Below are 15,325 nucleotides of genomic sequence, written 5' to 3'. Positions count from 1 at the left end.
TACTTGTCAACTCGTAAACTCGTCAACTCGTCAACTAAAAAACTTCTACCTTATGCTTCCTATTTTTCGTGTTGGTTTTGGCTATGATGTCCACAAATTAGTGGAAGGGCGCGACCTTTGGCTCGGTGGCATCAAGATAGAGCATTCGATGGGACTGTTGGGACACAGCGATGCCGATGTGCTGATTCATGCCATCTGCGATGCTTTGCTGGGAGCAGCCAACATGCGTGACATCGGTTATCACTTCCCCGACACCTCAGATGAAACCCTCAACATGGACAGCAAGGTAATCTTGCAGAAAACCATGGCACTCATCGCCACCAAAGGGTATCAACTCGGCAATGTCGATGCCACCGTTTGTGCCGAACAACCCAAGATTAATCCCCACATACCCGCCATGAAGAGTTGTTTGGCCAGGCTGATGCAAACCGATGAAGACAACATCTCTATCAAGGCTACCACCAGTGAACGCATGGGTTTTGTGGGTCGTCAGGAGGGAATGGCTGCATACGCTACCGTGTTGATAGTGAAGGCATAAGCGTTGGCATTGTTCGTCAACGCTTCTATGAGGCAAGTGGTTGGGCGGTTTAGCCGAGCCATGAACGCTTGCCGTTCTTAGCAACGTCCATAAGAAGAGGTATGCTTAGCAGGGATGAACACCTTTGTTTCACTTTACGAAACAAGGAAATGAAAGACAACCGCCATCGTCACAACCCTCCTGATTTGTGCCAGCGCAGCTGAAATGTGTGTTTCCACGGTGCGTTTACTGATATTCAAGGCTTGTGCAATTTCTTGATTTGTCATGCCTTGCAATCTGCTCATGGTGAATACTCTGCGCCGCTGATCGGGCATTTTGCTGATAACGTTTTCTATAATCGCCTTGAGCTCTTCACTGAAAATCATTTCTTCCAAAGAATTTTCTTCGGGTATACCGGCCTCTGGGTAACTTCTTAAATTGTGTTCATGCATCTTCTGTTTGAGGGCATTCAGTGTGCAGTTGCGTGCCATAGCGAACAAATAGGCGTCCCAATTGTCAACGATTCCTATTTTATCGCGTTGAATCCACAATTTAAGAAAGATCTCCTGAGCAATGTCTTCAGCCTCATTTTCGTCTTTGACGATGGCATAAACAAAGTTTCTCACTTTGGCATAATAACGTGTAAATAGCACATCGTATGCTTTTAGGCATTCGATATCCTGGGGGCTGGTTTGCCCTACCGTTATTATTTTCTTAGACATTGAAAGGTGCTTATAAGTATTCTTTTGCGCAAATATACGATAAAAAACAACATCTTAAAAAATATTACATTGATTTTACAAACCCTTCGTGTTGAAAAGCAACTGCTTGTCTGGCGTGATGAGTTGCTGTCAAACGAGCTGTCGGTAGTAGTGTGAATCTTCGTGTGTCGCCCTGAATTTCGCATGAAAAGTTAATTTTTTGTCACAAAAACTGCCCTAAAAATGGCCAGTTTAAACTTTCAATATAGAAAAAATCAATAGGCAACCAGCATGCAAAAAATGAGATGAGCGGGCAAGAAAATTCGACTTTGGGCGCAAAAGCAATGAGTTGACTGCTCAAGCTACATGACTTTGATGAGCTATCTACATGCTCTAACCTGTAAAAAGCATGCAGATAACACCCTTAACGCAATGCTTTTGCCCTAAAAGGTGGTGAAATGCAAGCCTAAAATCACCTACCAAATTCACAACACATTGATTGATAGGAAAATACAAAAGTTGCGAATGCTTGGCGAATTTGCGACCAAATGAATGACTGTTTGCAAATACGCAAAATATTAAGAAGTTCTTTGTCAAAAAAAATCAAATGAGTTACCAGGATGATGGCAAGCTTTTGTCTTCACAAGAAATACCCTTTTGTGGTAACCAAAGGCAGAGTTTTATCTTCAAATTACCATTTAACATTTCTTAACTGCGTGTGATGGCCGTTATCTTTGTCTATTGAGTAAAACCCTAAATCATGAACAAGGAAACCGCATACAAAATCATTAGATATTTTGCAGATGGACTGATTCCGTCTCGCTATCGTCAACAAGTGATGGCGTGGCTCATTGACGAGGTGGACAGAGAGGCGAAAAACGAAGCTTTGAAGCGCGTTTGGGATGAAACCGATGACGTGATAAACGCCGACGCCATGTCGCAATCGGTTCTGCGAAATCAAGCTCTTCGTTCTCATCATGGCCATCAGGAGCGTGCCCGCCAAATACGTTTAAAGGTATTGAAGTATGCTGCTGTTATTTTCCTACCCATTGCTTTATGCCTGGGCACTTGGTTTATGGCTTCTAACCAGATGGCTTCCCAAGCCATGCTCACCGAATGTCATGTGGAAAACGGGCAAACTAAAGTCTTGCTCTTGTCCGATGGAACCCAGGTACGCCTCAACGCAGGTTCTTCCTTGTTTTATCCCCAACGCTTTAGTCGATTGTTTTCTCGGCGTGATGTCTATTTAGACGGAGAGGCACATTTTGATGTTGCTAAAAATAGCAGTCAGCCTTTTATCGTACATGTGGGCAATTTGAAGGTCAAGGTGCTGGGAACTCATTTTAACGTGAAGGCCTACCCTGCCGAAGAACTGGTTACCACAACCTTGGAACAAGGTAAGGTGAAAGTTTATGGAGACAAAATCGCCATGGCGCTGTTGCCCAATGAACAGGCCGTGTACAATCGCATCAGTGGTAAGATGACGAAGCGTAGCGTGAACAGCGGCAATTACAATCAATGGATGGATGGTAAATTGTTGTTCGACCAAACGCCTTTGAAAGCAATCATTGCTGATTTGCAGCGTCGATACAACGTCAGTATCAAGACCACTCCGGCGGTTGATTTGTCACAGCAATTCACCATGGCTTTCAGGGCAGACGAAGGCATTGACGACGTGATGAAAGTGCTGACGAAAATATCTGGAAACTTAGATTATATTCATCAACAACATACAATTACACTTAATGTGAAGAAAGGAGGACACAAGGCGGGCAATATGAAAAAATAACATGTGAATATTGAGGCCGCATCGGGGTGATAACTTGAATAGCAATCACGGATGCGAGCGATTAACGAATCTATATTAAAACTATCAATTTATTTTATTTACACAAAGTAATGAAACCTAAGGCTAAAAAAACACTATTAACGATGATGCCATTCAGCAAAACTTTTTTGGTTGGCGCATTGTTATTTATTTCATCAGCAGGGTTTGCACAAAATCAAATCATCAAGTTGCAGCAGCGCAAAGCAACGCTGAAGACTTTGATTACTGCGATTGAAAAACAGACCAACAAATCAGTGGACTATGGACAAAATGTCATCAATTTGAAGAAGGTAGTCCAAGTAAGTTCTGACAAGATGAAGTTGTCCGATCTCTTACAAGAACTTTTCAAGGGCACCAACGTCGATTACACTATTACCGATCACCACATCTTAATTAGTGAGAAACCTAAAGCGAAAGTAAGCACTTCTGCGCAAAACCAGGCTACCATTAAGGTGACAGGACAAGTGACAGATGCGAATGGCGAATCACTCCCAGGCGTTACGGTGAGAGTGAAGGGAACGAAGAATGCCACCGTTACCGACGTAGATGGCAACTATGTTTTGTCGGCAGCAAAGAATAGCATGATTGAGTTCTCTTATGTAGGCTTTGCGACAAAAGAGTTTAAAGCAACTGACATCACAGCGCAGACCGTCCTTTCAGAAAGTTCTAAAGAGTTGAACGAAGTGGTGGTTACCGCATTGGGTATCAAGCGCGAAGAGAAGGCCTTGAGCTACAATGTACAACAGGTAAAAGGAGAAGACTTGCTGACCAACAAAGACGCAAACTTTATCAACTCATTAAACGGTAAAGTGGCGGGTGTTAACATCAATGCGTCTTCGTCTGGTGTTGGCGGCGCTTCCAAGGTAGTTATGCGTGGTATGCGTTCTATCTCACAATCAAGCAATGTGTTGTATGTGATAGATGGTATTCCCATGCTCAATGCAGGCAGAGAAGGTGGAAAGGAGTTTGATTCGCGTGGTACTTCTGAGGGTATTGCGGACATTAACCCCGAAGATATCGAAAGCATGTCGGTCTTGACAGGTGCTGCGGCAGCTGCTCTGTATGGAGAAAAGGCATCCAACGGTGCCATTGTCATTACTACCAAGAAAGGAAAAGCGGGCAAAACCGTATTTACGGTTTCGCAAACAACAGAGTTGTCGGATGCGTTCGCCATGCCGCGTTTTCAGAATCGGTATGGAACAGGTTCCATGCTTCGTGAGAATGGGGCAAATTCATACAGCTGGGGCAAATTGCTCAATGAAGCCAATCATCAAGGTTACAATCCCGTTACAGATTACTTGAAGACAGGAATCGTGACAACAGAGGCCGTTACCTTGTCGACAGGAACGGATCGCAATCAGACATTCTTGTCGGCCAGTGCCCTGAATGCTAATGGCATTGTGCCCAACAACCATTACAACCGATATAATTTCACGGCGCGTAACACCACTAATTTGCTCAATGATAAACTGACTCTTGATTTGGGAGCAAGTTTTATCTTGCAAAACGATTGCAACATGATTAACCAGGGTGTATACAACAACCCTCTGATTACGGCCTATCTTTATCCTCGCGGCAACTCGTACGAAAATATGGCTATGTTTGAGCGATATGACAGTCAACGACGTATTTATGTGCAAAATTGGGGTGATTTAATCAGTGAATTCGTTGGACAAAACCCATATTGGATTAATTATCGTACACCACGCACCACATCGAAACATCGTTATATGATGAATGCTGGCGCAACTTATGCGGTTACTTCATGGCTCAATTTGTCGGCGCGTATTCGTATTGATCACAACGCATCGAGTTACGATGAGCGTTTTTACGCTACTACCAACAAGACGCTCACGGGAAGTGAAAACGGACTGTATGGTATTTCAAAGACAACTAATCGTCAGACTTATGGAGATGTGATGGCAACGGTAAACAAGCGCTTCTTTGAAGACAGGTTGTCATTGAATGCTAACCTGGGTGCATCATTGCAAGACCAGCGTGAAGACTTGTTGGGTGTGCGCGGACCGATAAGTGAGAAGCTGATTCCCAACGTGTTCACCATTACACAGATTGACCGCACGCAATTAAAGCCCGAACCCGCCGGCTATCACGATCAAACGAAATCTGTATTCGCAAGTATGGAATTGGGCTGGAAGAGTCAGTATTATCTTACCCTGACAGGTCGTAACGACTGGCCTTCTATGTTGGCTGGCCCTCACTCCAACGTGAAATCATTCTTCTATCCATCGGTCGGTGGTTCGTGGATTGTGTCAGAAACCTTCAAGTTGCCCAAACAAATCAATTATCTTAAACTGCGTTCTTCTTTTGCAAGTGTAGGTTTGTCGTTCCCACGTTGGTATGCGAATCCAATGTACGAATGGGATGAAACGAACAAGCAATGGAGCAGTCAGACAGCTTATCCTGTATATGACTTAAAGCCCGAACGTACTAACTCATGGGAATTTGGTTTGCAGACCAAACTCTTTGACCATTTTAATTTGAATGTTACTTATTACAGCACATCAACTTTTAACCAAACATTTGACCCTAAAATATCTGCCTCGTCAGGATTTAGTAAAATGTACATACAGACGGGTGATGTAAGCAACCGTGGTGTGGAGTTCGCATTGGGATACAACAACCAATGGGGGCATTTCTCATGGGAAAGTAATTACACGTTGAGTGCGAACGAAAACAAGATTAACGAGTTGGTTACCCAATATAATGTACCGGGAACTAACAGCGTTATTTCACTTGATAAACTTGACCAACTGGGTCTGGGCGCAGCACACTTCATCTTAAAGAAGGGCGGAACCTTGGGCGACTTGTATTCGCTGGCAGACATACAACGCGATGATAAGGGGAAGGTTTACGTTGATCCTGCTGGCAAGGTATATAAGAACTCAAGTGTTGAGGAAATAAAATTAGGGTCGGTACTTCCAAAGTGTAATATGTCGTGGCGCAACGATTTCGCTTGGCGCAACCTTCATTTTGGCTTCATGGTGACAGCTCGTTTCGGCGGTATCGCTTACTCTGCCACACAGGCTGCACTCGATTATTACGGAGTGTCAGAAGCTACGGCTGCAGCTCGTGATAAAGGTTATGTAAGTGTTAACAACGGACAGAATTTCATCAATCCGGAAACATGGTATACTGCCATTGGAGCAGCAGACGGCATACCACAATATTACACTTATAGTGCAACCAATGTACGTTTGCAAGAAGCAAACATTGGTTATACCTTCAAGAGAAACCTTCTTTTTGGAATTGGCGATTTAAGTGTTTCTGTAGTTGGGCGTAATCTGCTGATGTTCTATTGCAAAGCACCTTTCGACCCCGAGGCTACAGCCACCACCGGTAACTATTATCAAGGAATTGATAAGTTTATGACGCCAAGTACGCGAAATATAGGTTTTAATGTTAAACTTACTTTCTAATCAGACTAAAATGATGACATATAATATAAAATCAATGATGCCTGCTTTGGCTGCGGGCATGCTTCTTACGACAGCCATAGGTTGTACTGATGGGTATGATGACTTCAACCGTAATCCGTATGGCGCGACAAAAGAAGAGATGCAACGTGACGCATACGACATCGCGGGTGCTATGAATAGTTTGGAAGCATGGATTGTTCCAAATCAAGAAAACACTTGCCAATTCACAGAATGTCTTTTGGGTGGTAGCTATGGAGGATACTTTGCTGATTCTAATTCAGGATTCGCTGGTAAAAACTTTGCGCAATATAGTCCTGCCAATGATTGGGCACGCGTGCCATTTAATGATATCATTCCAAAGGTCTTCATTAACTACAATGAGGTAAAACGACTTGCGACAGACGACATAATTCCATCTGTTGCAGAAATTGTGAAGGTGGCAAGTTTACATCGTATTGCGGATGCTTATGGGCCAATACCTTATTCTAAAGTAGGTAAAGATGGAGATATAAAAGCACCTTACGATACACAAGAAGATGTGTATAAGTCCATGCTTTCTGAACTTGAAGAGGCTATAACCAAACTTACAGCACATCGTACAAGTGATTTTAGTGCAAATGCAGACAATATATACGGAGGAAAAGTTGAAAAATGGATTAAGTATGCAAACTCGTTAAAGTTGAGATTAGCTATGCGTATGGCCAATGTAAACCCAACATTAGCGAAAAAGTATGCGGAAGAGGCTGTGGCTCACGAAGTGGGTGTGATGACTTCTGTTGGCGATAATGCAGAATTTACAACTACAAAAAATCCTCTTTATGTTGTGATGTATATGTACAATGGAGGTGATTCGCGCGTTAGTGCCGACATTACATCTTATATGAATGGATATAACGATCCAAGACGAGCAGCCATGTTCACCAAGACAACATTTGAAAACCTTGAAAATGAGTATAATGGTTTACGCACAGGTATTGCTATTCCAGATGGTAAGGAGGCTCATGCTTATTCAAATTACAATGTGAAAATTGACTCTAAAATCATGTTGATGAATGCTGCGGAGGTGGCATTCTTACGAGCTGAAGGCGCTTTGCGTGGTTGGAATATGAACGGTAAAGCAAAGGATCTTTATAATGAGGGCGTTAGATTAAGTTTTCAGCAGTGGGGTGTTACAGGAGCAGACAGCTATCTGAATGATGCAACACGCACGCCAGCGGCCTACATTGATCCCCTGGAACAAAATTCTATAAGTGCGCCTATGTCTTCTGTTACTATCGCATGGGATGATAATGCGAAAATGGAAGAAAACCTTGAACGCATCATTACCCAAAAATGGATTGCCAACTTTCCTCTCGGACAAGAGGCATGGGCAGAATATCGCCGTACAGGCTATCCTCGTCTGATGCCAGTAGTGGTAAACAACAGTGGCGGTATTGTAGACAGTAAACGAGGAGCGCGTCGTATTTACTACCCACAAGAGGAACGTACTAACAACCTTGAGAACTATAAGGATGGCGTAAAACTTTTGGGAGGTAAAGACAATATGGCTACAGATGTATGGTGGGCAAAGAAAAACTAAGCCTAAGTACACTACAACTTAATATGTTTTATTAATGATATTTTGTATTATGAATTTTATGAATATAAAGAAAATATCTTCGATGATTTGCCTTTCAGCTTTTGTTTCATTGACAAGCTGCGATACCGATATTGAATCGGTTGGCATCAATGAGCCTACTATCGAAGAACAAAATCCTACGATGCACACTGCTTATCTGCAGCAGTTGCTCCAATACAAGCAACAACCTCATCAGGTTGTGTTTGGTTGGTTTGATAATGCAGACAAACAACCTGCATCACAAGGCCAATTGATAAGTGCCGTACCCGATAGTTTGGATTATATCGTACTTACTCATCCAGACAGTCTTACGGCCAACGAACACAAGAGCATGCGTTCTCTTCGCCAAGAAAAAGGCACACGCACTCTCTATGAAATCAATTTCAAGCAATTTGTTGAGCGTTATGATGCGCTGAAACAAGCGTTTTCAGAAGACCCTGCGAACAAAGGAAAGGAATTTAAACTACAATTAAATACTTTCCTCGTTGACAGTATTCAGTATCGTCTGTCCTTAGCTGACCGATATGGTTATGACGGTGTCGTGATGAATTTCTCTGCACAACTGCCCCTGTATATGACACCTATGGAGCAAGACTTTTATCTCGCTTTAGAGAATGATGTTCTCGGTATAGCTAAAGATTGGAAAGAACGCCATTCTGATAAGATGTTGGTGTTGTCGGGTATGCCTACGTTTATTAAAGACAAATCGGTGTTGAAACTGGCAAGTTACATCATCATACCGGCACAGAGTACTACCAACGCGGGCGCTTTACGTTATCTGATTAACAAAGCCATGGCAGATGATGTGCCTACCAACAAGTTCGTTCCAATGGTAGACCTCTACTCGTTGGATAAGGCAGATGTAAAGACTGGTTATTGGGGGAAGACTTTCGCAGCCATAGGTGCGGCGCGAGTTGTTGCTATGGCAAGCGAAGGTTACCAGTTGGCTGGCTTGGCATTGGGTAACATCAATAATGATTATTACCATGCGGCATTCACTTATCCAGTTGTTCGTCAGGCTATATCTATTATTAATCCTTCAGTAAAAAAATAAAACATCATGAAAAAGATATTTCTAAAATATATGCCTTTTGCTGCGATAGCTTTTCTGTTGGCAGCTTGTCAGAATAATGATGAGGAGAATTTTGCCAACAAAGGTTTCATAGATGAAACATCTATGGTGGCCGAAACCATTGTAAAAGGTAATGTCGCATCGCAGACCAAGACGTTTCATGTAGCATTGGCACGTCCTGCCCAAACGGCAGTTTCAATGACGGCTCATGTAAATACCGCTCTTGTAAGCACCTACAATCAAGCCTATTACACCAATGCCGAACTTTTGCCCGATACTTGTTATCGTGTGGATGTAGACAAAATGAATATAGCCGAAGGTGCAATAAAAAGTACAGAAGCCCAATTCTCCTTTCTAAACTTGGGTGGATTGGACAGAAGTAAAATTTATGTCTTGCCAGTTGAGATAGAAAGTCATACCGTCGAACTGCTGAACACGGCTAAAAGATATTACTTCGTATTTCGCGCGGGTGCTCTTATCAATACCGTGGCAGATATAGAGAAAAACTATCTTGAGATTTCTCCGTGGGCTACGCCCGACAGAGTGAGCCGAATGAAAGAAGTTACCTTAGAAGCGCTTATCTATCCTCGTGAATTTGGTAAACTTATTTCTACCGTCATGGGTATTGAGGGCACGTTCTTGATGCGTATTGGTGATGCGGGTGTTCCCGACAACCAAATTCAAATTGCAACCCACAATGGAAACTTCACCAGTGCGAAATTGCAGTTAGAAACTAATAAATGGCAGCATGTGGCAATGACATATAGCCAGGCAACACAAGAGATGAAAGTGTATGTCAACGGACGTATGATGGCAGAAACCAAGATGCAATGTATTCCTCATCTTGTCGGTAATGGTTCTGATCGCAATTTCCTTATTGGAAAATCGTATGATGACAACCGTTGGCTGTCGGGCTGTATTTCAGAGGCGCGTGTATGGGATGTTGTCCGTACCCCCGAACAGATAGCCGGCAATATCTATACCGTTGACCCCAAGACCCCAGGGCTGGTTGCTTATTGGAAGTTTGATGATAATTCTTCGCTTGAAGTTAAAGACTACACGGGTAATGGTAATACCTTGAAAGCGAATGATAAACTAAAGTGGAAAGCGGTATCACTACCTGAAAAGAAATAACATTTTTAATCTTCATTGAGGCGTGAAGGTGTGCCAAATGCCTTCCGCACTCAATAAACTATAAAATTTAATCTATAATGGTTACTAAATATCTTAAACAATGGGGAGTGGCAGCCATGGCGGTTGTTCTCACGGTCGCTTGCTCCGATAGCATTGATGTCGCACATGTAGACGAGGCGATGTATGAAACAAGCAATGAAAGTGTAGCTTTCATTACTGACAAATACGGATTGAGCCAGGCTGACAGTTTGATGTTCAACGAACAAGGTTCAACGGATTTTTATGTAAACTTGGCTAAACCTGCAGAGAAAGATCTCACATTCATGCTGAGTTATGATGCTGCGGTGCTTGAGCGTTATAATACAAAGCACAATACCACCATTCAGGCTTTACCTAAAAACTTAATACAGTTTGACGGAAACGTGAATGTAAAGAAAGCTGAGAGAAAGTCTGCACCAGTTAAAATTGCCTATAAGTCTGATGAGGCATTGCAAAAGAATGGCGTGTATGCCATTCCTTTGAAGCTAACAGGAGACGTAAAGGCTTCTGAAGAAAAAGGTGAATTTGTTCTCCTTGTACGCGATATTACAAAGATGCCTAATTGTCATAAAGAGGGTGGCTTGCAGGTAATATCTTGTATGGAAATCAATGATGCGAATCCGTTATACAATATCTGTTTCACATTGGAGAAAAGTGGAAAATATTTCTTTGATCAGGTAATCCTCTTCTCGGGAAATATCAATTATAACCCTGAGACACATGAGGTTTACAATTTCAACAATGAAAATATTTCGGCAGTTCTCAACTTCCGTGAAAAATATCTTGCACCATTGCAGCAGAAAGGCATGAAAGTGATACTTGGTATTTTAGGAAATCACGACCGTGCCGGTGTGACCAATCTGTCTGATGAAGGTTGTAAGCACTTTGCCCAAGAACTTAAAAATAAAGTAGAGGCTTATCAACTTGACGGTGTTTTCTTTGACGATGAGTGGTCTAAGCCTGGAAATTATCCTGGCTTTGAGAATGACAAGAATAACGCATCGCGACTGGCTTACGAAACAAAGAAGGCAATGCCTGATAAGTTGGTAGAAGTATATGTATATAGTGGCACTCAATCTCTACATAGTGTTGAGGGAAAACAGCCAGGTGAGTTTATTGATTTTGCCATTCATGATTATGGTCGCAATTACGATTTGAGTAAAAACTACCCAGGTTTGAGCAAAAAAGGAATGATCATGGCTTCTATCAATTGTACCAGCATGTATTATCTTGGCTCAAATGCGTATCGTAATATAAAAACTCAAGGATATGGTGGTACCATGTTTTATGCGTTACAACCAGGAGCACGTACTTCCCTGGAGGCTATGTCTATGGTATCACAGGCTTTCTTTGGCGAGAATGTCGTTCAACAAGGAGTATTTAATAAAGATTGGTAATCATAAAAATAGAAGATATGAAATCAAAATATTTAGCATTAGCTTGTCTTCTTTTTTCCGCATCATTCATTTCTTGTGATAAAGATGAGGTAGAAGAACAAGAACAGATTGTAGAAACGTCTAAAGCTCAATTGCAGTTAGACAAGGATGTTCTTGAGATAAAGGAAGGAGAGACTGCATCTTTTAATGTATTAAAAGGTGGAGGAGACTATAAGGTGATTAATGAAAATCCCAATATAGCAGTTGGTAAAATTACAGGTACCACTGTGACGGTAGAAGGAAAACGGCTTGGAATAGCTGGACTGATTTTATCCGATGCTTCAGGTAACTATCGGCGAATCACCGTAAAGACCATGCGCTTTTTCAAATTGAAATTGGATAAAGAAACAATTGATTTAGGCATTAAATTAGGACATACTGATGGCTATGCCAAGATTTCTGTCCTTGAAGGTAACGGCGGGTATGTCGTGAAAAGTAGCAATGATGATGTTGTCAAAGTGTCTTCTGTAAGTGATGGCGGAGTAATCGTTCTTGCTGGTATTGCGAGTGGCACTGCAAATGTTACGATTACCGACATGATGGGAACAAGCAAGACGGTCCCTGTTAAGGTTGAAGAGACAACCATACCGTATTCTGAGGATGAAATTACGGAGTTCCTTAGCCATAAAAATTTGATTGTATCATGGGATAATGAAAAAAGTTATCCTGCCTATGGTGAACACAAGGCTACATGTAAAGATGGAAAAGGACATGTATATTGGAAATATTTTAGCTATATGTGGTGCGACGTGTATTTTGATGGTGACTTAACTGTCGGGAAAAAGACGAATGGTGTCATCAAACACCGTTTCCAATTTGGCTCTAATGAATCTGTTGTGCAACCTATTAATGTTGAAATACTTCAAGTTAAAGATGGTTATGTTTGGGGTATGATGTCTGTCGTAAAAGACAACTATTTACATTATGGAAAATTCTGTGTCAAGCTGTAAATCATATTCTTTACACAGTAAGAATTAACAATTAGTTGATTTCTGAATAAATAAAGAGGGTGCATCGAAATGATGCATCCTCTTTTTGCATGTCGTCAGCTTAATACTGTTGCGTATCAAACTCAATAATAGTGCACTCCAAACTCTATGACATTGGATATCACCCCCAAAACCAATACGAAAAATAATAGATAGGAAATATAGAATTGAATATTTTCCTGACTTCGTCACTCAAGAAATACGTATTTTACAACTAATTGATAAACTGTGTTTTGTATCTTTGCGTCACCTAATTTTGTGTGACGCAAAGACGAAGTCAGGAGACTTTCATGATACGTGCCGAATATATCGGCATTGGTATCTTACTGCTTTTAATGATCGTAGCCAACTTGAATGACGTATTGCGCTGGCTGGGAATCATCACCTATTAAGTCAATACGCCCGTAATCTATATGTGAAGAGGCAAGGTGCGCGAGATTGTCCGCACCTTGCCTCTTCGCATTTTATGCTTATTCTGCAGATTTCTATTCGTCATTTTACTTTCTTTCCCAAGAACATGAAAAGAAAGTAAAAGGCAACGCCCGATACGAATCCGGCGATGGCGTCTATCACATAGTGGGCTTGGATGTACACCGTGGCCAGACAAAGAAACACATAGAAGGGCATCAACAGCCAGAGTAGCTTGCGGTTGCGCGTGTGTCCAATCAACAACATGCATACCGTGGCGATGCCTACATGTGAACTGGGAAAGGCTGCCGTGGGTCGTTCGCCTGCCGCTTTGGCATCCTCCACCAGGTGATAGAACAGCCCTTCTTGATAACCGGGACTGACCAGGCATCCTTGATGATAGTTGAAATAGTCGTTCACGCTTGGGAATATTCCCTTCGCCGCATTCTCCAGTCCGATAGCCTTGAAGTAGAACGTAGGCCCAACGACGGGCAGCAAATCGTAGATGGCATAGTAAGCGAAAAATGATGCGACGAGGACCCAGGTGCAACGCTGAAATTCTTTCTGCCGGCACACAAAGTAAAAAAGAGCGGTAAGGGCTATCATTGGGTAGAAAGAGGCGTAGCCGAGGTCGATCAGCTCGCTGAAGATGGGCGACGAAAACGCCTTGGAGAAGACCAATGCCGGCTGCATACCAAAGATGGCTTGCTCGCAACTGGCAAAGATATGGTCAAGATTGGGCAGCACCCGGTTCAGTTCGTAGGTGTCTGGATACCACCATGCAAGCAGTCCCATCTGTGCGAAGATGCGGGCTGAGAGCGTCAGTCGGCAAGGCAGCAGACGGTATACTCCCCACAAAGCCAATGTCATGGCGGCCACTTGTATGCGCCCAATGATCATCGAATGTGGATTGACCAGTTTGGTGTAGGTGAAGAATATCATGAGAAAGGTGAACCCCATGTAAGCAAACATGGCCCACTCGATAGGTAGGAGTCCGCGCTTGGGTTTCTTCTCGATGGAGAATAGTTCAGAAAAGAAGTACTTCATCAGAATGCGTTCATTAGTTTTTAGGGGCAGCTTTGCTGGAAAGCCAGTGATTCTCGCGATACCATTTAACGGTTTCTTTCACACCTTGTTCCAAGTTGTAGTGTGGATGATACCCCAGCTCATCCATGGTTGGCTCGATGTTGCAGCGCCAGTTTCGTTGTCGTAGTATGTTGTATTTGTCGTTGTTCAGTGCAATGGGCTTTCCCGTTTTTCTGCCTACGAGTTCACCACACGCCGTGATAATGCGCAAGAGCCATAGCGGTGCTTTCAGGCGCACGCACCATGGATTGCCCAACTCTTGGCGGATGAGGTCGCTGAACGTGTCTGATTGGTATACGCCTCCATCGGTGAGGAAGTATTTGCGACCGCTCATGCCGCGGTCGATGGCCAGAAATACGGCCTGAACCACATCGAGGATGTACACGAAGGTGATGTCTTGCCGACTGTATCCGGCTGCGAAATCCAGATGGCGCGCAATGCTTTTAACCATCAGGAAATAATCCTTCTCGCGTGGACCGTAGATGCCTGTCGGCCGAAGAATGATGTATGGAAAGTCGTTCCCGATGGCATCGAGGTAGCGTTCGGCCTCCAATTTGCTTTTGCCATACGCCGTGTTGGGCAGGGGAGTATCGTGCTCGTTGATTTCGGTAAACGGTTTCTGTTCCCTGATGGCACCAAACACACCCAGCGTACTGATGTAGATGAAGCGCTTGATGGGCATCTTCAGCTTCAGAATGGCATTCACCAAGTGCTGGGTACCTTCGGTGTTGACACGGTGAAAATCGTCTGGATGAACACATTTGGTGACACCGGCGGCATGAACGACATAGTCGAATGCATGCCCCTCGAGCTGTTGAACCAATTTCTCTTCCGATGAAAAGTCCAACTTAATGAAGTGAATGCGCTCATCCTGGAGGTATCGACGTGAACTGGATGGCCTGACAGCCGCCCAAACCTCCATACCCCGTTGTAAGGCTTCGTCAACAAGATGACTGCCGACGAACCCCGATGCACCAGTGATCAGAATGCTCATTGAAAAATTGTAATTACGCTGCAAAATTAGACAATTTTTCCGAATAATCGGTTTGTTCGGATAAAA

11 protein-coding genes are annotated in these 15,325 nt (G+C 43.0%); 8 read left to right on the top strand and 3 right to left on the bottom strand.

Features of this window, described 5'->3' with window-relative positions; translation table 11 throughout:
- Positions 1-52 precede the first annotated feature (52 nt).
- On the top strand, positions 53-538 hold the full coding sequence (ispF, locus tag HMPREF1254_RS06660) for a 2-C-methyl-D-erythritol 2,4-cyclodiphosphate synthase (protein WP_023057879.1): 486 nt from the start codon (positions 53-55) through the stop codon (positions 536-538).
- 134 nt (positions 539-672) lie between these two features.
- On the opposite strand, the gene HMPREF1254_RS06655 is transcribed toward ispF, so the two are convergent.
- Entirely contained in the window at positions 673-1,239 is a 567-nt protein-coding gene (locus HMPREF1254_RS06655; protein ID WP_023057971.1) for an RNA polymerase sigma-70 factor, read from the bottom strand.
- A 739-nt stretch (positions 1,240-1,978) separates the two neighbouring features.
- Here HMPREF1254_RS06655 and HMPREF1254_RS06650 point away from each other — a divergent pair.
- From HMPREF1254_RS06650 to HMPREF1254_RS06620, 7 genes are all read left to right on the top strand, one after another.
- Positions 1,979-3,007 carry a FecR family protein gene (locus tag HMPREF1254_RS06650; protein ID WP_023057929.1) on the top strand — a complete coding sequence of 343 codons (1,029 nt, stop codon included), beginning with the start codon at positions 1,979-1,981 and terminating at the stop codon, positions 3,005-3,007.
- 143 nt (positions 3,008-3,150) lie between these two features.
- The gene (locus tag HMPREF1254_RS06645; RefSeq protein ID WP_023057933.1) at positions 3,151-6,483 is read left to right on the top strand and encodes a SusC/RagA family TonB-linked outer membrane protein; all 3,333 of its coding nucleotides are present in this window, start codon (positions 3,151-3,153) and stop codon (positions 6,481-6,483) included.
- 10 nt (positions 6,484-6,493) lie between these two features.
- Complete coding sequence (locus HMPREF1254_RS06640) at positions 6,494-8,062, top strand: RagB/SusD family nutrient uptake outer membrane protein (RefSeq protein ID WP_023057957.1); 1,569 nt, start codon at positions 6,494-6,496, stop codon at positions 8,060-8,062.
- 58 nt (positions 8,063-8,120) lie between these two features.
- A complete protein-coding gene (locus HMPREF1254_RS06635; RefSeq protein WP_231385826.1) occupies positions 8,121-9,155 on the top strand; it encodes a glycoside hydrolase family 18 in 1,035 nt (344 codons plus the stop codon).
- Positions 9,156-9,161: 6 nt separating this feature from the next.
- Positions 9,162-10,307: a DUF1735 and LamG domain-containing protein gene (locus HMPREF1254_RS06630; RefSeq protein ID WP_023057953.1), complete on the top strand. Its 1,146-nt coding sequence runs from the start codon at positions 9,162-9,164 to the stop codon at positions 10,305-10,307.
- Positions 10,308-10,384: 77 nt separating this feature from the next.
- Positions 10,385-11,743: a BT_3987 domain-containing protein gene (locus HMPREF1254_RS06625; RefSeq protein WP_023057945.1), complete on the top strand. Its 1,359-nt coding sequence runs from the start codon at positions 10,385-10,387 to the stop codon at positions 11,741-11,743.
- A 17-nt stretch (positions 11,744-11,760) separates the two neighbouring features.
- Positions 11,761-12,732 carry a hypothetical protein gene (locus tag HMPREF1254_RS06620; protein ID WP_023057900.1) on the top strand — a complete coding sequence of 324 codons (972 nt, stop codon included), beginning with the start codon at positions 11,761-11,763 and terminating at the stop codon, positions 12,730-12,732.
- Between the two features lie 531 nt (positions 12,733-13,263).
- Here HMPREF1254_RS06620 and HMPREF1254_RS06615 read toward each other — a convergent pair.
- Together HMPREF1254_RS06615 and HMPREF1254_RS06610 are read right to left on the bottom strand one after the other, a co-directional pair.
- Entirely contained in the window at positions 13,264-14,226 is a 963-nt protein-coding gene (locus HMPREF1254_RS06615) for a phosphatase PAP2 family protein (protein ID WP_023057943.1), read from the bottom strand.
- 13 nt (positions 14,227-14,239) lie between these two features.
- A complete protein-coding gene (locus HMPREF1254_RS06610; protein WP_023057965.1) occupies positions 14,240-15,259 on the bottom strand; it encodes an NAD-dependent epimerase/dehydratase family protein in 1,020 nt (339 codons plus the stop codon).
- Between the last annotated feature and the right edge of the window lie 66 nt (positions 15,260-15,325).

Source organism: Prevotella sp. BV3P1 (assembly GCF_000479005.1).
In the GTDB taxonomy this organism is placed as follows: domain Bacteria; phylum Bacteroidota; class Bacteroidia; order Bacteroidales; family Bacteroidaceae; genus Prevotella.
This window is presented reverse-complemented; position numbering and strand designations above follow the sequence as displayed.

Bases quoted from the DNA above. Each gene is read 5' to 3' on its own strand.
- ispF (WP_023057879.1), top strand. From the start codon at position 53: ATGCTTCCTATTTTTCGTGTTGGTTTTGGCTATGATGTCCACAAATTA.
- HMPREF1254_RS06655 (WP_023057971.1), bottom strand. From the start codon at position 1,239: ATGTCTAAGAAAATAATAACGGTAGGGCAAACCAGCCCCCAGGATATC.
- HMPREF1254_RS06650 (WP_023057929.1), top strand. From the start codon at position 1,979: ATGAACAAGGAAACCGCATACAAAATCATTAGATATTTTGCAGATGGA.
- HMPREF1254_RS06645 (WP_023057933.1), top strand. From the start codon at position 3,151: ATGATGCCATTCAGCAAAACTTTTTTGGTTGGCGCATTGTTATTTATT.
- HMPREF1254_RS06640 (WP_023057957.1), top strand. From the start codon at position 6,494: ATGATGACATATAATATAAAATCAATGATGCCTGCTTTGGCTGCGGGC.
- HMPREF1254_RS06635 (WP_231385826.1), top strand. From the start codon at position 8,121: ATGAATATAAAGAAAATATCTTCGATGATTTGCCTTTCAGCTTTTGTT.
- HMPREF1254_RS06630 (WP_023057953.1), top strand. From the start codon at position 9,162: ATGAAAAAGATATTTCTAAAATATATGCCTTTTGCTGCGATAGCTTTT.
- HMPREF1254_RS06625 (WP_023057945.1), top strand. From the start codon at position 10,385: ATGGTTACTAAATATCTTAAACAATGGGGAGTGGCAGCCATGGCGGTT.
- HMPREF1254_RS06620 (WP_023057900.1), top strand. From the start codon at position 11,761: ATGAAATCAAAATATTTAGCATTAGCTTGTCTTCTTTTTTCCGCATCA.
- HMPREF1254_RS06615 (WP_023057943.1), bottom strand. From the start codon at position 14,226: ATGAAGTACTTCTTTTCTGAACTATTCTCCATCGAGAAGAAACCCAAG.
- HMPREF1254_RS06610 (WP_023057965.1), bottom strand. From the start codon at position 15,259: ATGAGCATTCTGATCACTGGTGCATCGGGGTTCGTCGGCAGTCATCTT.